This window comes from Janthinobacterium kumbetense (assembly GCF_023703445.1).
In the GTDB taxonomy this organism is placed as follows: Bacteria; Pseudomonadota; Gammaproteobacteria; order Burkholderiales; family Burkholderiaceae_D; genus Janthinobacterium; species Janthinobacterium kumbetense.
In genome coordinates, this window is sequence record NZ_JAMQGR010000001.1 from 862,380 (window position 1) to 883,165 (window position 20,786).

The 20,786-nt window shown below is 63.3% G+C and carries 16 protein-coding genes; 6 read left to right on the forward strand and 10 right to left on the reverse strand.

Annotated elements, in window-relative coordinates; genetic code table 11:
* Positions 1 to 28 precede the first annotated feature (28 nt).
* Together NCG91_RS03850 and NCG91_RS03855 are read left to right on the forward strand one after the other, a co-directional pair.
* Positions 29 to 277 (forward strand): hypothetical protein, encoded by a 249-nt coding sequence (locus tag NCG91_RS03850; protein ID WP_092708370.1) that lies wholly within the window; start codon positions 29 to 31, stop codon positions 275 to 277.
* A gap of 152 nt (positions 278 to 429) precedes the next feature.
* Positions 430 to 627: a hypothetical protein gene (locus NCG91_RS03855; RefSeq protein WP_034784591.1), complete on the forward strand. Its 198-nt coding sequence runs from the start codon at positions 430 to 432 to the stop codon at positions 625 to 627.
* Positions 628 to 687: 60 nt separating this feature from the next.
* Here the strand turns inward: NCG91_RS03855 and NCG91_RS03860 are convergent, their stop codons facing one another.
* Positions 688 to 1,806, reverse strand: a complete 1,119-nt coding sequence (locus tag NCG91_RS03860) for a phospholipase A (RefSeq protein ID WP_251348638.1) — start codon at positions 1,804 to 1,806, stop codon at positions 688 to 690.
* A 284-nt stretch (positions 1,807 to 2,090) separates the two neighbouring features.
* On the opposite strand from NCG91_RS03860, the gene fusA reads away from it, so the two are divergent.
* On the forward strand, positions 2,091 to 4,199 hold the full coding sequence (fusA, locus tag NCG91_RS03865) for an elongation factor G (RefSeq protein WP_251348639.1): 2,109 nt from the start codon (positions 2,091 to 2,093) through the stop codon (positions 4,197 to 4,199).
* A 3-nt stretch (positions 4,200 to 4,202) separates the two neighbouring features.
* On the opposite strand, the gene NCG91_RS03870 is transcribed toward fusA, so the two are convergent.
* Genes NCG91_RS03870 through NCG91_RS03885 form a run of 4 tightly spaced genes read right to left on the reverse strand, consistent with a single transcriptional unit; the run spans position 4,203 to position 8,874 of the window.
* Positions 4,203 to 5,372, reverse strand: coding sequence for an HlyD family secretion protein (locus tag NCG91_RS03870; RefSeq protein WP_251348640.1), 1,170 nt, complete (start codon positions 5,370 to 5,372; stop codon positions 4,203 to 4,205).
* A gap of 21 nt (positions 5,373 to 5,393) precedes the next feature.
* Positions 5,394 to 6,851, reverse strand: a complete 1,458-nt coding sequence (locus NCG91_RS03875) for an efflux transporter outer membrane subunit (RefSeq protein ID WP_251348641.1) — start codon at positions 6,849 to 6,851, stop codon at positions 5,394 to 5,396.
* A 17-nt stretch (positions 6,852 to 6,868) separates the two neighbouring features.
* The gene (locus tag NCG91_RS03880; protein ID WP_251348642.1) at positions 6,869 to 8,443 is read right to left on the reverse strand and encodes a DHA2 family efflux MFS transporter permease subunit; all 1,575 of its coding nucleotides are present in this window, start codon (positions 8,441 to 8,443) and stop codon (positions 6,869 to 6,871) included.
* Positions 8,440 to 8,874, reverse strand: a complete 435-nt coding sequence (locus NCG91_RS03885; protein WP_152280889.1) for a MarR family winged helix-turn-helix transcriptional regulator — start codon at positions 8,872 to 8,874, stop codon at positions 8,440 to 8,442. The genes NCG91_RS03880 and NCG91_RS03885 overlap by 4 nt, the downstream gene beginning before the upstream one ends.
* 130 nt (positions 8,875 to 9,004) lie before the next feature.
* Between NCG91_RS03885 and NCG91_RS03890 the strand changes: the two genes are divergently transcribed.
* A complete protein-coding gene (locus NCG91_RS03890) occupies positions 9,005 to 9,535 on the forward strand; it encodes an SRPBCC family protein (RefSeq protein ID WP_251348643.1) in 531 nt (176 codons plus the stop codon).
* A 266-nt stretch (positions 9,536 to 9,801) separates the two neighbouring features.
* On the opposite strand, the gene NCG91_RS03895 is transcribed toward NCG91_RS03890, so the two are convergent.
* The 3 genes from NCG91_RS03895 to NCG91_RS03905 all read right to left on the reverse strand — a co-directional run bounded on the left by NCG91_RS03895 (position 9,802) and on the right by NCG91_RS03905 (position 12,469).
* On the reverse strand, positions 9,802 to 10,224 hold the full coding sequence (locus tag NCG91_RS03895) for a hypothetical protein (RefSeq protein WP_251348644.1): 423 nt from the start codon (positions 10,222 to 10,224) through the stop codon (positions 9,802 to 9,804).
* A gap of 130 nt (positions 10,225 to 10,354) precedes the next feature.
* Positions 10,355 to 10,732: a hypothetical protein gene (locus tag NCG91_RS03900; RefSeq protein WP_251348645.1), complete on the reverse strand. Its 378-nt coding sequence runs from the start codon at positions 10,730 to 10,732 to the stop codon at positions 10,355 to 10,357.
* A 513-nt stretch (positions 10,733 to 11,245) separates the two neighbouring features.
* Complete coding sequence (locus NCG91_RS03905; protein WP_251348646.1) at positions 11,246 to 12,469, reverse strand: FAD-dependent monooxygenase; 1,224 nt, start codon at positions 12,467 to 12,469, stop codon at positions 11,246 to 11,248.
* Positions 12,470 to 12,606: 137 nt separating this feature from the next.
* On the opposite strand from NCG91_RS03905, the gene NCG91_RS03910 reads away from it, so the two are divergent.
* Positions 12,607 to 13,524: a LysR family transcriptional regulator gene (locus tag NCG91_RS03910; RefSeq protein WP_251348647.1), complete on the forward strand. Its 918-nt coding sequence runs from the start codon at positions 12,607 to 12,609 to the stop codon at positions 13,522 to 13,524.
* 132 nt (positions 13,525 to 13,656) lie between these two features.
* On the opposite strand, the gene NCG91_RS03915 is transcribed toward NCG91_RS03910, so the two are convergent.
* On the reverse strand, positions 13,657 to 14,562 hold the full coding sequence (locus NCG91_RS03915; RefSeq protein WP_251348648.1) for an alpha/beta hydrolase: 906 nt from the start codon (positions 14,560 to 14,562) through the stop codon (positions 13,657 to 13,659).
* A 140-nt stretch (positions 14,563 to 14,702) separates the two neighbouring features.
* Here NCG91_RS03915 and NCG91_RS03920 point away from each other — a divergent pair, with 140 nt between their 5' ends.
* Positions 14,703 to 17,903 carry a PAS domain-containing protein gene (locus NCG91_RS03920; RefSeq protein ID WP_251348649.1) on the forward strand — a complete coding sequence of 1,067 codons (3,201 nt, stop codon included), beginning with the start codon at positions 14,703 to 14,705 and terminating at the stop codon, positions 17,901 to 17,903.
* On the opposite strand, the gene NCG91_RS03925 is transcribed toward NCG91_RS03920, so the two are convergent.
* Positions 17,900 to 20,782 (reverse strand): hybrid sensor histidine kinase/response regulator, encoded by a 2,883-nt coding sequence (locus tag NCG91_RS03925; protein ID WP_251348650.1) that lies wholly within the window; start codon positions 20,780 to 20,782, stop codon positions 17,900 to 17,902. The genes NCG91_RS03920 and NCG91_RS03925 overlap by 4 nt on opposite strands.
* Between the last annotated feature and the right edge of the window lie 4 nt (positions 20,783 to 20,786).

Below are 20,786 nucleotides of genomic sequence, written 5' to 3' on the forward strand. Positions count from 1 at the left end.
CTTTTACCCACTGGACAGCTTTACTATCATGGAACAGATCGATCAGCGTTACCTCGTGCAACAGAACAAAATCAGCGATGGCGAGACCAGGCCGCCCGTGTTTGCCAAGGTAATGCGCAGCAAGGAAGGCGTGTTCGAAGGCGTGTCCTTCATCAAGTCGAAGGACAAGGCCACCGTCATGACCATCGAAGATGCCAACCAGGCCATCAAATGGGCCACCAGCAAGAAGCCGAATGCGCATGAATACGTCACGAAAGTGATTTGCGTCGGTCAATAAGCCCCGTTCATTCCCGTTTTCGTACCGTTCATCCCCGCTGTACGCAGTTCATCGCATGGCCGTTGCCGCCGTCGCGGCGCTTTACTATAGTGCTGTCACGGTAGCGGGGCAAGCACGGCTTGCTCCGCACATTTCATTCTAGGGGGAACGCAATGCTGGGATTCGTGCTGTGGCTGCTGCTCTTGCTGGTGTGCTGGCCCCTGGCCTTGCTGGCCCTCGTGCTGTATCCGCTGGCCTGGCTGCTGTTGCTGCCATTCCGCTTGATCGGCATCGGCGTGGAAGGCGTGTTCGAATTGCTGCGCGCCATCGTCATGCTGCCGGCCCGCGTGCTGGGCGGCGGGCGGCGTTGAGATTTACGTTTCCGCAATAAAAAATGGCGCCCTCGGCGCCATTTGTCATATATGTGCCGCTTACAGGTCAACCATGAAGCCGGCGCCGATCGATTTCTGCGAATAGTTGTAGTCGATCAAGCTCTGGCCATAGCCGGAGAACAGTTGCAGATAGCCTTTCAGGTTGGCCTTCAAAGGGAATGCCCAGCTTGCCTGCATGGAGCCATGCTTCTTGCTGAAATTGCGGCGCGCCGTCACCGCATACTCGTGCCCCTTGTTGCGATAGCTCACGCGCAAGTCGCCATGTCCCAGGTAATCGGTGATATCGATATTGTCATTATCGACCGCGCTATTGTCGAGGCGGTGCCAGACGCGCGCCGCGACGGCCAGGTTATCCTTCTCCATGCCCAGCTCGGCATACACGCGGTTCCAGCTACGCGACAGGGTCGACGTCTGGCCGTTGGACTGGTGCACGAGGCCGAAGTTCAGGTAATTGAATTCGATGCCCGCGAAATTCTTGTTGATCGGCATGACCAGCATCAGTTCCGGCTGGTAATTGGTCTCGCGGAAGGGGCTCGACGCCTTGCGGTTATATGCCTGCCAGAAACTTTGCTGCGTGTAGCCGAACCACATGTCGATGGGCGTGCCGGCGATGTCTTCCAGCAGCTTCATCTTGAAGCTCAGCTGGAACGTCAATTCCACGTGCTGGCTCTTGATGCCGGCCGGCGTGAAATCCTGGAACGGTTCGTCATTGGACGCGTCGCTGTAATTGGCCAGCAACAGATAGGTGTCGCGGTGGGGGCGGAAGTTGAACAGTCCCCGCTTCGAGGCGTCGTTCAGCTCCCAGGACTGTTGCGTGCGCGAAATTGGTGCTTCCGGCGGCGCCGCGCCAGCCTGCGCGATGGCGGGAATGGCGGCGTTGACGGCGTCCGGCGTGGCCACGCCAGGCGGACTGACAAACGTGAGGGGGGCGACTTCGGCGGCTGCCGCCAGGGTGACCGCCGCCGTGGCGGGATCGCCGCCGGCGGCGATGGTGGCCTTTTCCGCCGCCTTGGCCAGGGTGTCGAAGCAACCGAGGCGGGCGCTGGCGTCACCGAGGACGGCGCAACGCTGCATTTGCTGTTCCAGTTCGCCGGCCATGGCCAGCGCCGGCGACGCCAGCAGGGAAGAGAGAATTATTTTTCTTAGTCGGATAGTCATAGGCTGAGTGGGGCATGTCGTTCGGTGCGCACCTGGGCTGCATGCCGGCGGCGTCGCCTTACACGATAAATCACCGTGCGTCTTGATCCTGATTAATCTTTGTTGGATTAATAGCTTTGAAAGTATAGCGGAATACCTCGATTGCCCCGTCCGCCAGACGTGCGCGGGGGTAACAGTGTTGTACGCATGGTAAAAACCAGTCACCCGTGCCGCCCAAATCGATGTCTGCTACACTGGAAAACCGGTGCTGACACTGGCGCGCCGGGCTAGCCATGGAGATTGTGATGACCCGCAAAACACCTATCGAGCGCTACCGCAACATCGGCATCAGCGCCCATATCGACGCCGGCAAGACCACCACCACCGAGCGCATCCTTTTCTACACCGGGGTGAATCACAAGATCGGCGAAGTGCACAACGGCGCCGCCACCATGGACTGGATGGAGCAGGAGCAGGAACGGGGCATCACCATCACCTCGGCCGCCACCACGGCCTTCTGGAAAGGCATGGCCGGCAACTTCCCCGAGCACCGCATCAACATCATCGATACGCCCGGCCACGTGGATTTCACGATCGAGGTCGAACGCTCGATGCGCGTGCTCGACGGCGCCGTGATGGTCTACGACGCCGTCGGCGGCGTGCAGCCGCAATCGGAAACCGTCTGGCGGCAAGCCAACAAATACCATGTGCCGCGCATCGCCTTCATCAACAAGATGGACCGGGTGGGGGCGGATTTCTTGCGCGTGCGCAAGCAGATCGCCGAGCGCCTGAAGGGCGTGGCCGTGCCCATCCAGCTGCCCATCGGCGCGGAAGAGCATTTCACGGGCGTGATCGATCTGCTGAAAATGCGCGCCATCACCTGGGATGACGCCAGCCAGGGCGTGCAGTTCAGCTATGGCGAGATTCCCGCCGAGCTGCTGGCGCAGGCGCAGGAATGGCACGAGCACCTGGTCGAGCAGGCGGCCGAAGCCACGCTGGAGATGACGGAACGCTACCTGAATGGCGATACGTTCACGGAAGCGGAGCTGAAGCAGGCCTTGCGCGCGCGCACCATCCGCAATGAAATCGTGCCCATGCTGTGCGGCAGCGCCTTCAAGAACAAGGGCGTGCAGGCGATGCTGGACGCCGTCATCGAATACCTGCCGTCGCCGATGGAAGTGCCGCCCATCATGGGCCACGACGAGCACGACCACGAGGTGGAGCGCCATCCGACGGACGACGAGCATTTCTCGGCCCTGGCCTTCAAGATCATGACGGACCCGTTCGTGGGGCAGCTGACCTTCTTCCGCGTGTATTCGGGCGTGGTCAATTCGGGCGACATGGTCTACAACCCCACCAAGAGCGCGCGTGAGCGGCTGGGGCGCATCCTGCAGATGCATGCGAACGAGCGCAAGGAAATCAAGGAAGTGTATGCGGGCGACATCGCCGCCGCCGTGGGCCTGAAAGCCGTGACCACGGGCGACACCCTGTGCGCCATCGACCACATCATTGTGCTGGAAAAGATGATTTTCCCGGAACCCGTGATTTCCCAGGCGGTCGAACCGAAGACCAAGCCCGACCAGGAAAAGATGGGCATCGCCCTGAACCGCCTGGCGCAGGAAGACCCGTCGTTCCGGGTGCATACGGACGAGGAATCCGGCCAGACCATCATGTCGGGCATGGGGGAATTGCACCTGGAAATTTTAGTAGACCGCATGCGCCGCGAATTCGGCGTGGAAGCCAATGTCGGCAAGCCGCAAGTGGCGTACCGCGAAACCATCACCCGCGCGGTGGAAGACGTGGAAGGCAAGTTCGTCAAGCAATCGGGCGGGCGGGGCCAGTACGGCCACGTGGTGCTCAAGCTGGAACCCTTGCCGCCAGGCACAGGTTATCAATTCGTCGACGCCATCAAGGGCGGCGTGGTGCCGCGCGAATTCATCCCGGCCGTCGACAAGGGCATCGTCGAAACCTTGAAATCGGGCGTGCTGGCCGGCTATCCAGTCGTCGATGTCAAGGCGACGCTGACCTTCGGTTCCTACCACGACGTCGATTCGAACGAAAACGCGTTCCGCATGGCCGGCTCCATCGCCTTCAAGGATGGCATGCGCAAGGCCCATCCTGTGCTGCTGGAGCCGATGATGCAGGTGGAGGCGGAAACGCCGGAAGAGTTCATGGGCAACGTGATGGGCGACTTGACGGCCCGGCGCGGCATGGTGCAGGGCGTCGACGACATTCCCGGCGGCGCGGGCCGCATCGTCAAGGCCCTGGTGCCGCTGGCCGAAATGTTCGGTTACTCGACAACCTTGCGTTCGCTGACCCAGGGCCGCGCCACCTACACGATGGAATTCAAGCACTATGCGGCCGTGCCCAAGCATATACTGGACCAGGTGGCGGCGGCGGGGAAGGCGAAGTAGGCGTCAGTGGCTTGAGTTCTGCGCAATGATGGCGTCCGCCATCTTCTCCGCCTCATCCACGGGCTGGCTCAGCGCCTGGGTCGTGTAGACCGTGCTGGCCACCATCGGCTGGTCCAGGGTGGCTCCTTCGCCATGGCTGGTATCGACCGTCACCGTGGTCGACAGGCCGATGCGCAGCGGGTGGGCAGCCAGTTCCTTCGGGTCGAGCATGATGCGCACGGGCACGCGCTGCACCACCTTGATCCAGTTGCCCGTGGCATTCTGCGCCGGCAGCAGGGAAAACGCGCTGCCCGTGCCGGCCGACATGCCCAGCACCTTGCCGTGGTAGACCACCTTGCTGCCATACAAGTCCGTTTCGATGGTGGCCGCCTGACCCACACGGATATTGCGCAATTCGGACTCCTTGAAGTTCGCATCGACCCATAATTGATCCAGCGGCACGATGGACATCAAGGGCGTGCCCGGCGTCACGTGCGTGCCCAGTTGCACGCTGCGCTTGGCGACATAGCCCGAAACGGGCGCGACCACGGCGTTGCGGCGCACGGCCAGCCACGCCTGCAGCACGTCGCCCCTGGCCGACAAGACGGCCGGATGGCTGGCCAGGCTGACGCCGGCCACGCCCGATTTGGCCGACTCGGCCTGGCGCTGCGCCACCGTCAAGGCCGCTTTCGCATCGTCGACGGCCTGTTTCGCATGGGCCAAGTCTTCGCCCGAGATCGTCTGGTCCGCCGCCAGCGGCGCGCGGCGCGCCAGGTTGCCCTGCGCCGTGGCCAGGGCCAGGCGGCGCTGCTCGATGACGGCGTCGTACTGCGCCACGTTCGCATAGCGTTCGCGCTCCTGGCGCACGACGTTGCCCAATCGTGCCTCGGCCTGGCTCAGGGCCAGCTCCGCATCGATGGCATTGAGGGTGATCAGCGGGGCGCCCGCTTTCACCATTTGCGTCTCGTCGGCGCGGATGGCGTCCACATTGCCCGTCACTTGCGCGGACAGGGTGACCAGGTTGCCGCCCACGTAGGCATTGTCCGTGACTTCTTCCCTGGACAGTACCAGTTGATAGTAGGCGGCCCAGGCTGCGCCAGCCACGAGGAAGGCGGCCGTGATGGCGATGAGGACGGTCTTGCGCTTGCCCGGGTTGTCGGTGGATGCGGAGGTGGAGGTGGTATCGCTGCTCATGATGTGTTCCGTAATCGTTGGTTATTGTTTGGTGGTGACGGTGTCGGCGCCGGCGGCGAAATCGCTGCTGCCACGGTAGCCGCCGCCCAGGGCCACGGTCAGGTTGATTTCCGCGTCCTGGCGCTGGTTTTGCAGCTGCATGCCCAGGTCCACCTGGCCGCGCACGGTCATTTCCGCATTCAGTTGCGTGGCGCGGTCGGCCAGACCTTGCTTGAGTCGGGCATTGGCATTGCGCAACTGCGCTTCGCTGGCGCGCAGGTTTTCCTGCTGCAGGCGCAGCTGGTTTTCCACGCCCTGCACCCGGGCGCCCGCCTGCGCCACGTCGCGCACGACATTGAAGACGTTCTGGTTGTACTCGGCGATCAATTCATTGCGTTCGCTGCGGGCGCCAGCCAGCTGCGCCTGCAGGCGACCGCTGTCGAACAGGGGCAGCGACAGGGCCGGGCCGATGAACAGGGTGCGGCTGCCCGACTGCAGCAGCTTGCCCAGCTTGATCGCGTCGAGGCCGAACGAGGCACCCAGGTCGATATCGGGGTAGAACGATGCCTGCGCCGCCTCGATCGTGCTCATGGCTGCCTGGACTCGCCAGCGGGCCGCCTGCAAGTCGGGCCGGCGCGCCAGCAATTCCATGCCCAGCTTGCCGGGCAGGGCGTGCGGCAATGCCTGGGCTTCTTTGGGCTGCAGACTGGCCAGGGCCGAGGCATCCGCACCCAATGATGTTCCCAACAGCGCGCGCAAGGCTTCCCGTTCCGTGACGACCTGCGTTTCCAGCAAGGCGATCTGCTGCTGCAGCAAGCTCAAACGCGTTTGCGCGGACAAATGGTCGTCGCTGACGCCCAGGCCGTTGGCGATGCGCTTTTCCTTGTCGACCACCAACTGCTGTTGCAGCTTGACGAGCGCATGCAGGTTGTCCATGCGTGCCCAGCCATTTTGCATGCTGAAGTAGTGGCGGGCGATCTCGGCGGCCAGCATCTGCTCCGCCATCGCGTATTCGGCGCGGCGCGCGTTGACTTCGCCCAGGCTGGCCGCGATCTGCGCCTTGTGCTTGCCCCACCAGTCGAGGTCGTAATGGGCTTGCACGCCCACGGTGGTTTCATTGTAGTAATTGCCGCCGATGGGGGCGGGCATCAAGCCATTGCCCGAATAGCGCTGGCGGCTGGCATTCGCGCCCAGGTCGATCCTGGGGCCGCGCTGCGCATGCTGTGCGTCAAACGCGGACAGGGCCGAGCCGATGCGGGCATTCGCCACGTCCAGGTTCGGGCTGCTGGACAGGGCGCTTTCAATCAGCTGGTCCAGCTGGGCGTCCTGGAATTGGCGCCACCACAGCGCGGCGGGCCAGCCTTCGCTGGCCAGGTGGATGTCGGCCGCCAGCTGCATCGTGGCCAGGTCTTGCTGCGGCAACTGCTGCGTGTCGGGCGGGATGCTGGCGCAGCCGGCCAGGGCCAAACTTAGCGCAAGGACGCTCAGGGAGAGTTTCATAGGTGTATGCATGAGGGTTATTCCATCGCCGCGTGGTCGACCACGACGGGCGCATTCTTCTTCGGTGGTTTGATCAGGAGCAAGAGCGGCAGCACGAGGATGGTCAGCCACATCATCAGCCAGAAGTCGTCGAGGTAGGCGATCATCGATGCCTGCCGCGTGATTTCGCCATTCAGCGCCGCCATGCCGGAAGCCGTACCCAAGTTGTAGACGCCGGCGATGGCGGGGTCATGCAGGGCCGGGTTGGCGATGTTGACGTGTTCCGTCAGGGACGCATGGGCGATCTGCGTATTGCGCACCAACAAGGTCTGCACGAGGGCGATACCGATGCTGCTGCCGATATTGCGCACCAGGCTGTAGATGGCCGTGCCTTCCGCCCGCATCTGCGGCGACAGGGTGGCAAACGTGGCCGCGCTCAGGGGCACGAAGACGAGACCCAGGCCGATGCCCTGGATGATGCCGTTCCACACGACGGTCTTCGGCACCAGGTCCAGGGTGAAATTGGCCATCTGCCACAGCGAGAACGCGGTAATCGAAAAGCCCACGCCCAGCAGGATGCGCGTATCGATCTTGCCCGTCAGCCTGCCGACGATCAGCATGGCCAGCATCGTGCCCAGGCCGCTGGGCGCCGTCACGAGGCCGGCGATGGCCGCCGGATAGTTCATCAAGCCTTGCAGCATCGACGGCGTCAGCGCGCGGGTAGCGAACAGCACCATGCCGACGATGAAGATGAACAGCAAGCCGCTCACATAGTTCGAGTTCTTCAGCAAGCGGTAGTCGAGGAAGGACTTGCCGGCCGGGCGCAAGGCCGTATGGGCGACGAAGTAGCACAAGCTCATGGCCAGCACGATGGCTTCGATCCACGTTTCCGTGGAAGAAAACCAATCGTTCTGCTCGCCCCGGTCCAGCAGCATCTGCAGCGCGCCAATGGACAGGCTCAGGGTGGCAAAGCCGAACATGTCAAAGTTCATGCGGCGGTTCGGCGGGTCCTTGCGGATGTAGCGCCAGATGCCATAGAAAGCCATGGCGCCGATGGGGATGTTGATGAAGAAGACCCAGCGCCAGCTGTAGCTGTCCGTCAGCCAGCCGCCCAAGGTCGGTCCCAGGATGGGGCCGATCATCACGCCCATGCCCCAAATGGCCATGGCCGAGCCGTGCTTTTCGCGCGGATTGATGTCGAGCAAGACCGCCTGCGACAGCGGCACGAGGGCCGCGCCGAACACGCCCTGCAGCAGACGGGCGGCGACGATCTCGGACAGGGTGCCGGACAGGCCGCACAGCACGGAAGCGAGCGTAAAACCGGCCACGGAAACGAGAAAGGTGTTCTTCTGGCCGAAACGGTCGCACAGCCAGCCCGTCAGAGGCGTGGCGATGGCGGCGGCGACGATGAAGGAGGTGAGTACCCAGGTGATCTGGTCTTGCGAGGCGGACAGGCTGCCTTGCATGTGGGGCAGGGCGACGTTGGCGATGGTGCCGTCGAGCGCCTGGATGATGGTGGCGAGCATGATCGAAATCGTGATCATGCGCCGGTTCAGGCTGGGGTCCTGTGAAGCGGGCAGCGCCGGTGTGGCGCCGGCTGTGGCCGAACTCATGCGGATTTCTCCGTGGCCGCCTGTAACGCTTCCAGCAGTTCGGTGGCGGCCCGCAATTGATCAGGATCAATGCCCTGCAGCAGTTCCTTGCGGAAACCATCCGCTTCCTTGCGCACGGTGTCATAGACCTGCATGCCCGCCTCGGTCAGCACCACCAGCTTGACACGGCGGTCCGTTTCCGATGGCTGGCGCTGCACGAATCCCGATTTCACGAGCCGGTCCAGCATCGACACCATGGTGGGGTTTTCCACGCCCAATTGATGGGCCAGTTCGCTTTGCGAAGGCGGCTGGGGCGACTTGGCGATCATGGCGATGCACATCCAGCTTGCTTGCCCCAGGTCCAGGTCTTTCAGGCGCCGGTCGATGGCATGGCGCCAGCCGCGCGCCGTCTTGTGGAGGGCGGCGGAAAAGCGCTCTTCGATAGAAGTCATAAGGTGAGTCGTCTAATGGTTAGGTATCTAACTAATATTTTAGCATGCTGGTTTGACAGGCGTACAGGCCTTCCCGTTTATCTGCGCCGCTGGTACATTAGTGCCAGACCATCACCCTGAGGAGACCGCCATGACCACCGCAGAACAGAAGCAGGACGGACAGCACCGCGACAGCAGCGACTTTGTCATCACGCAAACTTTCGACGCGCCACGCGAACTGGTATTCCAGTCGTGGGTGGAGCCGGAGCGCCTGGCCCAATGGTGGGGCCCCGTCGGCTTCGAATTGAGCGTGCTGGCGCTGGACTTGCAGCCGGGCGGCATTTTCCACTACGGCATGCGTGCCGACAATGGCTATGAGATGTGGGGCAAGTTCACCTACCAGGCGATCGAAGCGCCGGAAAAGATCGTGTCCATCCTGTCATTCGCCGACAAGCAGGGCAATGCGGTGCAGCATCCGGTCAGCGCCACCTGGCCTTTGGAGTCGTTCAATACCATGACCCTCACGGAGGAAAACGGCAAGACGACGATGACCTTGCGGTCGACGCCGCACAAGGCCACGGATGAGCAGCATGAGACTTTCAAGCAGGGGTTTGAGTCGATGAAGGAGGGGTTCAAGGCTACCTTCGCCCAGCTGGCCCAGTACCTGGCGCGTGTTCAGTAGGTTTTTATTGCTTATTGAAGAGCGGGCCAGAGCCGCGGGCCTGAGAAAATGCCCATGGCTGCGTTGCTTGGGCTCGCCGTACATGCGTACTGCCTTCGCCCGCGCGCCTTGCCCTGGCCATTTTTCAGGCCCGCTGGGCCCGGGGAGCCTGGGTTTGGGGCGGGGGCGGGTTCTTGCTGTCGTTGCCAGTTTGCGGATGAGGAAGGTCTGCTTTCGCCCGAAGCAGACATAGATCTGACGCATTCGACATATGCCACCGCAGCCGATTAAGCGTCGTGATAAACAACGCCGTATGTGTCGAACATAGCTCCAGCTAGCTCGACCATGCTTAAGCCGCTGCGCTCCCAAAAAAACAGAAAGTATTCCAACTTGTCGTAAGGTGCTTCAGCGTCCATGCCGTGCAGCGCACAAATCGTGGTTCTGATATGCAACACCTCAGGGTCATCCGACATATCGCGTCCTCGGATGGTCTCCCAAAGCCTCACCCGGACAGCTATGGCCTCGCTATCCGTTGCCGCGCCCTCAAGATATCGTTTAGCAGCCAAAACAGAAGACTGCGCGGTAACGGGTAGACATTCGATCACCCGAGCCAAAGCGTTAACCATAAAGCGTTGAGCATCACCGTGCTCTACCGGATCATCCAGATCAACGGTGGATGAAATAACATCAAAAGGATCACGGTGAGACATGCTGACTTTCTGAGTAAAGCTTTATTGGTCAATTGCCGACTGTCCGCTTCTGGCCGGTTGCCGTCGTCGACAGGCTCCGTGCTGGAGAAAACAATTTCAATGAAAAAGATCAGAATCTCCACCGAAGAAGTCAGGTGCTTAAATCAAGCCGACTGATTTCGAAGTCGACGTGACCGACGCATACTGCACCCATGTCGATAATAAATCCTTGTACCTCGACCAGACCGTCCCCATGATCGAGCACATGCCCGCGCCCACGATATGCGTAATGTCCGGTACGTTCAATCCACTCCGTAGACAATGCCTCTTTTTCGCTTTCTGGCCAGTCAGCCAGGTATGTGGCGTGGACATCTGCATCTAGAACCGATAAGCGATTTTCGATAACGTCGCCGGCCTCTAAGCTGCACGGATGGCAAAACACGACGAGCTCACCTTTCTCGCTGCGCAGAGTAACTGACGCGGCTTCTTCATCTGGTGGATCGACCAAAACTACAGTGAGCTTATCCATTTTTTCAGAGTACCTTGTGTCTTTTAAGGATGGGATAGAAGACCGCGTCTGGCCGGTTGCTGTTGCGGATTTAATCGATCAACGCAACACTTTAACTTAAATGCATCGTTGCAGAGTGGAAATGATGCGAGAGATAACTCGAATCGATTGCTCCGCGACACACGAAGCCCAAGATTACCGTCGCAAGGCGTTTTGCCGCGGGAACGTTAATGCACGGACCTGCCGAAGCTCAAGTAGCTTATGCTCACGCGTGGCATGAGTCTCTGCAGGGCAGGGGAGAAAGACAGGCCAGACCCGATCTCGGCATTGGATCAGGCTGCTACGAGATTGCGCACCAGGTGCCTAACAGGACACGCAGGCCATACCACGATCCATCGGGTTTTCATCTTTCAAGAAGTATGGATCAGGAGAGCCTAAGCTACTGATGGCGATTCAGTCCGAAAATGCCCGGTTCGCTCAATAGTGAGGCGTCTCGCGGCCGGAGACGCCATGCGGTGTCTAAATTGCAGTCTTTCAGAGGCGGTACAGACTGCCGGAGCCAACGCTGTCCGTCGGCGTGCCGTCCGTGCAGCCGGCCATCGGCAAACCCTGCGCCCATCCTGCTGCCAAGGCATGCACGTCACGCAAGGGATCGGACGCCTTGGCGCGCTCATTGCGAATGCGGCAGGTTTCAGGATCAGTGGCAAACAGACCGCGCGCGAAAACGCGGCCCTGCTCGGCCAGCTTTGCGGTCTTTGGCCCGCGGATCTGCGCGAAGCGCAGCAAGGCTGCATCGAGGCTGCCGTCCGTCCCAAGCAGACAGCGCGCCAGATGCCAGGCGTCTTCCAGCGCCTGACAAGCGCCCTGGCCAGATGTCGGCAACGGCGCGTGCGCCGCATCCCCCACGAGCAGCACATTGGCCCGGCTCCACGTGTGCAGCGGCTCCAGGTCGTGCACGGCAATCAGTCGGATCGCATGCGCCGGTGTCGCCTGGATGATGCGGGTGACAGGCTCCGGCCATCGCGCAAACAGATCTTCAATCTCCTTACGCATATCCGCTGCGGGCGCCGCCCCCGGTAATGGCCGTGCCTGCGCCGCCGCCCAGTAGACCAGATCCGGCCGGACCGCCACGCAACCGAAGCGATCACCGGCCCCCCAATAATCCTGAATCGCGATATCGTCCACCAATGCACTCTCTCCCTGCGCCACACCGACCCAGTTCACGAAGCCCTGATACACTGGCGTGTTGTCCCCCGCAACGAACCGGCGTGCCACCGAGTCCATGCGGCCATCGGCGCCGATCAGCAGATCCGGACGAATGCTTGCCCCGTTTTCGAACCGCGCCACGGCTTTGCCGCCAGCATCGAGGTCGATCGCCACCGCCCGATGCCCGAATTCTACCGGGATCCCGGCCTGTGCCGCATGATCCAGCAGTACCGCCTGCAAGTCCCGGCGCAATATCGTATGGGTCGGATGTCCCATCATCTGGTCCAGCAGCGCAATATCGATGCCCCCCAAAGAATTGCCCGCGGCATCCTGACGGTGCATTGCGACTGGCCGGCCTGCCACTGCAGCGATGTCTTGCAGCAGCCCCAGTTCCTCCAGCACAAAGCCGGCGTTGGGCCAGAGCGTAACGCCAGCCCCCATCGTCGCAGGCCCCGTCCGGCGCTCATATACCCGGGGACTGTAGCCCCGCTTGCTCAATGCAAGCGCCACGCTCAAGCCTGCAATGCCGGCGCCAAGTATTCCGATTTCCATGCTGAAGCTCTCCTATTCAATCCGTCCCGACGCACCGCCGGCGGCGATCCATCGGACGAGACGGTATCTTAGATTCCACCACTGTCGAGCGCTAGTATGTGAAAATGGGCAGCTTTCATACCTTAATCGGGATAATCATGCGCAATGCCCTCGACTTGAATACCGTCCGCGTCTACGTGGCGGTCGTCGATGAACAAAGCTTTGCCGGCGCGGCACGCCTGCTGACCCTGCCATCATCCAACGTCAGCCGCCACGTCGCTTCGCTGGAACGCACGCTGGGCGTGCGCTTGCTGGAACGCAGCACCCGCCACCTGCGCATGACGGAAGCTGGCAGGCTACTCTACGAACGCGCAAAACCCTTGCTCGACGCCTTACTCTCCACTGAGGAAGAGCTTGGCGCAGTGCAGCGTGAACTGCGCGGCCCCCTAAGGATGTGCATGCCAGGCGAAGCGCCTAAGCTGCTAGCGCCCATCCTGGCCGAATTCTGTAGCCTCCATCCCGGCATCGAACTGGAATGCGACACGCGCCTGACCGGTCTGGAAGCTCTGCGGGAAGACATGGACCTGTCCATCGTCTTCCATCGTGGGCGCCAGGATGACAGTACCTTCATCACCCGCGAACTCGCTACGCTGCCCAGCATCGTGGTCGCGGCGCCCGCCCTGCTAGCCAAGACTGGAATACCGCGCCACGTGCGCGAACTCAGGTCATTGCCTTGCATTACCACCTTGAGCGCGTTGAAGGGCCAGCCCTGGCAGTTTCTCGACGCCACAGGCGAAATCGTGAAGGTATCCGTGCGTAGCCGCTATCGTGTCAACAGCGGAGAACTGGCATTGGCGGGCGCGCGGCAAGGCATTGGCTTCGCGATAGTGGCGGCCGATCCATGCCAGGAAGATATTGCCGCCGGCCGCTTGCGGGAAGTGCCGCTGGACCTGTGTCCTGCGCCGCTGCAATTGCTTGGCGTGTACAGCCATCGGCATTCCGTGACTGCGCGGGTTCGGGCTTTGCTGGAATTGATACAGGTGCGGTTGGGAGGAATCGGGAGCGGCTCAGGATGAAAATCGAATCGAGGAACGCGCCCGAATAGCGGAATGTCTGCCCCGGGCTTTTGCGACCACACTTGCTCCAGCGTCAGTGATCGCGCCCCTCAGAAATCTGCTCAGCCGCTTGTTCTTCAAGCAGCACTGTCATCATTGCGCGTTCATCCCCAACATCCCCCGAACCAGCGGCAAAATCATCCCCCAAGCATTCGACGTCGCCGCAATCTCGTCATAATGACTGGCACCGGGCAAAATCAGCACTTCCGCATGGTCGCCGGCCAGCTTGGCCTTGGCCGCGTAGTCGTGCGCGACTCTGGGTGGGGAGATGGTGTCGAGCTCGCCTGTGATCAGGACGGTGCGGCTGCCGTTGGGCATCAGGTCGGCTGCGTTGGTGTCGCTGTAGATGTCCGGGCGCTCGGTGCTGGCGCTGCCTGCCAGCTGGGCGATGTCGCGCTCGCAGCTGGTCTTGATCAATTCCTTTTCATGGCGCAGGTCGGCCAGGCCGCCCAGGCTGACGATGTTTTTGACTGGCAGGAACTGGTCGCGGTACAGGGGGCTGGTCTTGGGCAGCTTTTCCCTGCCTGCGATCCACTGCACCAGCTGGCCGCCGGCCGAGTGGCCCATGGCGACGATGCGGTTCACGTCCAACTGGTACTGGGAGGCATGCTGTTGCAGGCTGTCGAGCGCCGCGTGCATATCTTCGTAGGTGCCCGGATAGCCGCCGCCCGGCTCGTCGACCCGGCGGTACTCGACATTCCACACGGCGATGCCTTGCGCCACGAGGGCGCCGGCCACGTTGCGCATCTGCTGGATGCCGCCGAAGGCCACCGTCCAGCAGCCTCCGTGCACGAGCACGACGACGGGGAACGGTCCGCTGCCGTCGGGCCGGAACAGCTGCGCGTATTGCGACGGCGCGGGGCCATACGCGATCTGCGCCGTGGGCGGAGGGCCGTTCAGGGCCAGGTAATCGTCCAGGCTCATGGGGGCGGCGACGGCGCCGTGGGCGGAGGCGAGCAGGGCGGTAGCGATCAGGGAGGAGGGCAAGGAGGTAGGCATGCTGGAATTCGCTTGAGAAGAGAGCAACACTTTAGCATAGGCCCGCGTGGGCGCAGAGATCAAGCGCTGAGCTGTTTTCCTCCTGCAAGAGGGGTGCCCCATGGTATATTTCGGGCATCAGTTTTCCCCTTATCGACACGGTGCACGCAAACAACATTCTTTCCTTGCTGGACGCCGAGCATACTGCGCTGGGCAGCATCGCGGCCGGCGCCGACCTGGCTCATGCATTGGAGCATTTGTTGCTGGCGCTGCAAGACCTGGCCGAGGGCGGCGCGCATGCCTGCCTCGTGCTCATCGACGAAGCCGACCGCTTTTGCGGCCTGTCCGCGCCCAGCCTGCCGCAAGACCTGTGCCTGGCCCTGCGCCACGGCGGCGACCAGCCATCCCCGTTCGGCACGGCGGCCTTTTCCGGCGCGCCCGTGTATTGCGGCGACATCACGCGTGACGTGAACTGGAGTGCCGGACGCAAGGAAGCCATGCTGCACGGCTACCGCGCCTGCTGGGTCGCCCCCGTCTTTGGCGCCAAGGGACATATCCTGGGCGTGCTGGGCCTGTTTTTCCAGGCGCCATGCCATCCCACGCAACCCGAGACCGAATTGCTGGCGCTGGCCGCGCGCGTGGCCGCGCATGTCATCGAGCGGGGCCAGCTGGAACAATCGCTGCACGACAGCCGCGAACATTTTCATTACGCCATAGAACTGAACACGCAAGTGCTGTGGACGGCCGACGTCGACGGCAAGCTCGATTATGTGGCGCAGCGCTGGCGCGAATGGACGGGCAGCAGCGGCCTGGGCACCAGCTGGCTGGACGCCATCCACCCCGAGGACGTGCCCCATTCCCTGGCGGCCTGGAGCGAAGCCGTGGGCAGCGGCCAGCCTTTCGACCAGGAAATGCGCGTGCGCCGGCAAGACGGCCGCTACCGCTGGATGCACTCGCGCGCCTACTGCCGGCAAGACGAGCGCGGCCAGCCCGCGAAATGGTATGGCTCGTGCGAGGATATCGACGAACACTGGCAGGCGCGCAACGCCTTGCTCGACAGCGAAGCGCAGTTCCGTTCGCTCGCTTCCACCATGCCCAACCAGGCCTGGCTGGCGCATGGCAGCGGCGCTACCTACTGGGTCAACGAGCAGGTCTGCGAATACACGGGACAGTCGCTGAAATCGCTCGTCACCAGCGGTTTTCGCCACTGCGTGCATCCGGACGACGTGCAGGCCACGCAAAAGAGCTGGGAACGGGCCGTCGCCACCGCCAGCGCCTACGAACACGAATTCCGCATGCGCCGCGCCAGCGACGGCGCCTACCGCTGGTTCCTGGCGCGCGCCTTGCCCCTGTTCGACGAGGCGGGCACGGTGCTGCGCTGGGTGGGCACGAATACGGACGTGCAGGAACAGAAGAACGTGCTGGAAAAGATGGCTTACCTGAATTCCTCGCTGGAAGTGGAAATGGCCAACCGCACGGCCGACCGCGACCGCATGTGGCGGCTGTCGACCGATATCATGCTGGTGGCGGACCTGGCCGGCATGATCATCGCCGTCAATCCCGCCTGGAGCAAGATCCTCGACCGGCCGGAAATCGAGTCGCTGGGCATGGATTTCATCAGCCTCGTGCATCCCGACGACCGCATGGCGGCCTTGAAGGACTTGTCGCGCCTGGCCCACGGCGCGCCCACCTTGCGCATGGAAAACCGCTACCGGCGCCGCGATGGCGGCTACCGCTGGATTTCCTGGACGGCCGTGCCGGCGCAAAAGCTGATCCACGCCATCGGCCGCGACGTCACGGACGAGAAGGAGGCGCGGCTGGCACTGGTGCGCAGCGAGCAAGCTTTATTGCAGGCACAGAAGCTGGAATCGATCGGCAAGCTGACGGGCGGCGTGGCCCACGATTTCAATAACGTGCTGCAGATTATCTCGGGCAATCTGCAGTTGCTGAAGCTGACGGTGGCCGACAACCCGCAGGCGGCCAGGCGCCTCGCTTCGGCCGCTTCGGCCGTGGAGCGGGGCGCCAAGCTGTCGTCGCAACTGCTGGCCTTTGCGCGGCGTCAACCGTTGCGGCCGCTGGTGACGGACCTGGGGCGCTTGCTGCGCCGCATGCATGAGCTGATCCGCCGCGCCTTGGGCGAAGCGATTGCCGAGGAAACCTTCATCAGCGAAGGCTTGTGGCATACCCTGGTCGACCCGAACCAGATGGAAAACGTGCTGCTGAACATGGCCATCAACGCGCGCGACGCGATGGACAAGGGCGGGCGCCTCACTTTTACCTTGAGCAACGTCACGCTCGATGCGGACTACGCCAGCCGGCATGCCGACGTGCTGGAAGGGCAATACGTGCTGCTGACCATCACCGACACGGGCCACGGCATGGCGCGCGACGTGATCGACCAGATCTTCGAGCCCTTTTTCACCACCAAGCGCGAAGGCGAGGGCACGGGCCTGGGCCTGTCCATGGCCTACGGCTTCATCCGCCAGAGCGCGGGCCACATCAAGGTGCACAGCGCGCCGGGCGCCGGCACGACGTTCAAGATTTATCTGCCCCGTTCGCTGGAAACGCTGGCCGAGCCGCCGCCTGGCCTGACGGGCCCCGTGCTGGGCGGCAGCGAGACCATCCTCGTGGTGGAGGATGATGCCCCGGTGCAACATACGGTGGTCGACATGCTGCGCGGCCTCGGCTACGACGTGCTGCATGCGGATGACGGCGCCTCGGCCCTGGCCCTGCTGGGCACGGGCGTGGCCATCGACCTGCTGTTTACGGACGTCGTCATGCCGGGGCCCGTCAGCAGCAAGGAACTGGCGCAGCAGGCCAGGCTGCTGCTGCCGGAACTGGCCGTCCTGTTTACTTCGGGCTACACGCACAATGCCATCATGCAGGGCGGGCGGCTGGATCCGGGCGTTGAATTGTTGAGCAAACCGTATCAGCGCGAAGACCTGGCGCGGCGCATCCGCCACGTGCTGGCCGATCGCCGCCTGGTGGGCGCGCCCGACCCGTCCGGGCGACGCATCCTGCTGGTGGAAGACAATGACGATGCGCGCGAAATGACGACGGAAATGCTCAATATGCTGGGCCACACCGTGCACGGCGTGTCCAGCGCCGAGGAAGCCTTGCCCCTGCTGGCCTTGCCGGGCCTGGACGTGCTGGTGACGGATATCAGCCTGCCCACCATGTCCGGCCTGGAACTGGCGCGCCACGCGCGCGCGCACTGGCCGCAGCTGGACGTGGTATTTGCTTCCGGGCACGATTGGGGCGCCAGCCTGATGCAGGACGCCAGCGCGCGCTTCCTGCGCAAGCCGTTTGGCCTGGAAGAGCTGGCCGGCGCACTGAAGGCGCGCCGGCTCGACGTTTACTAGGCTGTCGGCAGCAAGGCTTGCTGCAATTGCTCGACGGTAAATGGTTTCACCAGGAAGCGCGCTTGCGGGTCCAGCACGCCTGAATTGGCCGGCGCGTGGCCCGTGGAAAACACCACTTCCAGCCGCGGATGGTCGCGCGCCGCCAGTTCGGCCAGCTCGGCGCCCGACATGCGCGGCAGGCTGATATCGGTCAGCAGCAGGTCCAGCCCCGGCGTGTCCAGCAGGGGCAAGGCTTCCTCGGCCGTGCCCACGGCCAGCACCGTGTGTCCCAGCATGGACAGCAGGTCGCCCGTCATGGCGCGCGCGTCCGCATTGTCTTCCACCAGAAGGATATGGCGGCCTGCCGGCGGCGCTGTTGCCGGCTGTGGCGGCAGCTGTGCGCGGTACTGGTGCAGGGCCGTCACGTGGCGGCCATTCGCCAGCAAGTGGCGGATGCGCCGCGCCAGGTCTTCGCGCCGGTAGGGTTTGCTCAACAATTCGACGCCCGGTTCCAGCCGCCCGCCCTGCATGATGGCGTCCTGCGTATAGCCCGAGGTAAACAGCACGGCCAGCTGCGGCAGCAGCACGCGGGCCTGGCGCGCCAGCGCCGTGCTGGCGACCTTGCCTGGCATCACCACGTCCGTAAACAGCAGGTCGATGGGCACGCCGCTGCCGATGATGGCCAGCGCGCTTTCGCCATCGCTGGCGCGCAGCACGGCATAGCCAAGGCCGCGCAACATGTCCACCACCGTCGTCTGCACCTGCACGTCGTCTTCCACGACGAGGATGGTTTCCTTGCCGCCCAGCACGGGGCCGCCCAGTTGCAGCGGCAGTTCCGTTTCCGCTTCTAGCGAGCGCGGCAGATAGATGCGGAAGGTGCTGCCATGGCCAGGCAGGCTGTCCACGGTCAGGTGGCCGCCGCTCTGGCGCAGGAAACCGTACGCCATGCTCAAACCCAGGCCCGTGCCTTCGCCTTCTTTCTTGGTCGTGAAGAACGGCTCGAAAATCTTGTCCAGCAGTTCCGCGGGAATGCCCGTGCCCGTGTCCGACACGGCCAGCTGCACGTAGTCGCCAGGCGCCACGTCCGCATGGCGCGCCGCGTAGTCGCTGCCCAGCACGCAGTTGCTGAGTTCGATGGTCAGCTGGCCCTGGCCCTCCATGGCGTCGCGCGCGTTGATGGCCAGGTTGAGGATGACGTTTTCCAGCTGGTGCGGATCGACCAGGGCGCGCCAGCAGTCGTCGGCCAGCAGCAAACGCGTCTCGATGGTTTCGCCGGTGGCGCGCCGCAGCAGCTCTTCCGTTGCGCGCAGCAGCTGCGCCAGGTCCGTCACCAGCGGTTTCAATGGTTGACGCCGCGCAAAGGCCAGCAACTGGGCCGACAGCTTGGCGCCCCGTTCCACGGCGGCCGAGGCGCTGGCGATGCGCTTGGCGGCCTGCGGGTCGTTATCCAGGCCCAGCTGCAGCAATTGCAAATTGCCCGAGATAATTTGCAGCACGTTATTGAAGTCGTGGGCCACGCCGCCCGTCAGCTTGCCCAGCGCTTCGAGCTTCTGCGATTGCAGCAGGGCCATTTCGCTGTGGCGCAACGATTCCTGCATGCGGCGCAAGGTATTCTGCGCTTCCTTTTCCAGGGTGACGTGGCGTCCGGTGGCAAACACCAGGTCGCCTTCGATTGCGGCCACCCACGACAGCCAGCGGTGGCCGCCGTCGCGGTGCCGGTAGCGGTTTTCAAAGCTGGGCATGGATTCCTTGCCCACTTGCAGCAAGGCCTGGCGCGTGGCGGCGGCATCCTCGGGCAGCACGAAGTCGAAGATGCTGCGGCCCAGCATTTCCTCGGGCAACCAGCCCAGGATGGCACCGGCGGCCGGGTTGACGGCGGCAAAGCAGCCTTCGGCATCGATGGCCACCATCAAGTCTTGCGCGCTGCGCCATAGCCGCTCGCGCTCGCTGTTGCGCGCGGCCAGGTCCGCTTCCAGCTTCTTTTCCACGGTGATGTCGCGCGCGCTGCAATACACCTTGTCGCCTTCGGGCACGGCCACCCACGACAGCCAGTGCCAGCCGCCCAGCTTGTGGCGGTAGCGGTTTTCGAAACGCAAGGCGGGCTGGCCCTGGTTGGCCGCATCCCAGGCCGCATGGGTGCGCGGCAAGTCGTCCGGATGGATCAGTTCGAGGAATTTCGTCGTGCGGATTTCCTCGGCCGACCAGCCCAGGGTGGCTTGCCAGGCGGGGTTCGAATGCTCGAAATAGCCGTCGAGGTTGAGCACGCCCAGCAAGTCGGGGCTCACGTTCCAGGTGCGGCCGAATTCGCGCGTGCGCTCGGCCACCTGCGTTTCCATGCTGGCACTGAGGGCGCGCAGGCGCGCTTCCGCCTGGGCCCGCAAAATGGTCGACCAGACCCGTTCCGACACTTGCACGGCCAGTTCGATCTCGTCCGCATGCCACAGGCGCGCCGCGCGGCTGTGCACGACGAACAGGGCCGCCAGCTGGCCATCCTTGGCAATGGGAATGTTCAGGAAGGCACGGATGCCCAGGCGCGCAAACGTGGCTTGCGCGGCGGGCTGGGCCGTGCGCGGGTCATTCATCACGTCGCTGACGGCCAGCGCCTGGCCCGCGGCAAGCGCCTCGGCCAGGCCTGCCGCGCAATCGCCGAGGAAATATTCGCCGGCGGCGCCCGGCGCCAGGCCATCGCTCCACGCATGCTGCAGGGTGGGGCACTGCAGGACCTGGTCAATATCGAAACACGCCACTTGCTGGGCGCCCAGGCGCTGGCCCAGCAGCTGGGCCGACAGGGCGAGGATCTCGCCCGTGTCTTGCAGCAGGCGCAGCCGGCGTTCCAGTTGCAGCAGGAAGGCCACGCCGCTGGCGCCGGCCTGGCTGCTGGTGGCAGGAGTGCTGCTCATGCGG

Coding starts and splice junctions, on each gene's coding strand:
- NCG91_RS03915 (WP_251348648.1), bottom strand. CDS start 14,562: ATGCCTACCTCCTTGCCCTCCTCCCTGATCGCTACCGCCCTGCTCGCC.
- fusA (WP_251348639.1), top strand. CDS start 2,091: ATGACCCGCAAAACACCTATCGAGCGCTACCGCAACATCGGCATCAGC.
- NCG91_RS03850 (WP_092708370.1), top strand. CDS start 29: ATGGAACAGATCGATCAGCGTTACCTCGTGCAACAGAACAAAATCAGC.
- NCG91_RS03880 (WP_251348642.1), bottom strand. CDS start 8,443: ATGAGTTCGGCCACAGCCGGCGCCACACCGGCGCTGCCCGCTTCACAG.
- NCG91_RS03860 (WP_251348638.1), bottom strand. CDS start 1,806: ATGACTATCCGACTAAGAAAAATAATTCTCTCTTCCCTGCTGGCGTCG.
- NCG91_RS03870 (WP_251348640.1), bottom strand. CDS start 5,372: ATGAGCAGCGATACCACCTCCACCTCCGCATCCACCGACAACCCGGGC.
- NCG91_RS03905 (WP_251348646.1), bottom strand. CDS start 12,469: ATGGAAATCGGAATACTTGGCGCCGGCATTGCAGGCTTGAGCGTGGCG.
- NCG91_RS03910 (WP_251348647.1), top strand. CDS start 12,607: ATGCGCAATGCCCTCGACTTGAATACCGTCCGCGTCTACGTGGCGGTC.
- NCG91_RS03895 (WP_251348644.1), bottom strand. CDS start 10,224: ATGTCTCACCGTGATCCTTTTGATGTTATTTCATCCACCGTTGATCTG.
- NCG91_RS03885 (WP_152280889.1), bottom strand. CDS start 8,874: ATGACTTCTATCGAAGAGCGCTTTTCCGCCGCCCTCCACAAGACGGCG.
- NCG91_RS03900 (WP_251348645.1), bottom strand. CDS start 10,732: ATGGATAAGCTCACTGTAGTTTTGGTCGATCCACCAGATGAAGAAGCC.
- NCG91_RS03855 (WP_034784591.1), top strand. CDS start 430: ATGCTGGGATTCGTGCTGTGGCTGCTGCTCTTGCTGGTGTGCTGGCCC.
- NCG91_RS03875 (WP_251348641.1), bottom strand. CDS start 6,851: ATGAAACTCTCCCTGAGCGTCCTTGCGCTAAGTTTGGCCCTGGCCGGC.
- NCG91_RS03890 (WP_251348643.1), top strand. CDS start 9,005: ATGACCACCGCAGAACAGAAGCAGGACGGACAGCACCGCGACAGCAGC.
- NCG91_RS03925 (WP_251348650.1), bottom strand. CDS start 20,782: ATGAGCAGCACTCCTGCCACCAGCAGCCAGGCCGGCGCCAGCGGCGTG.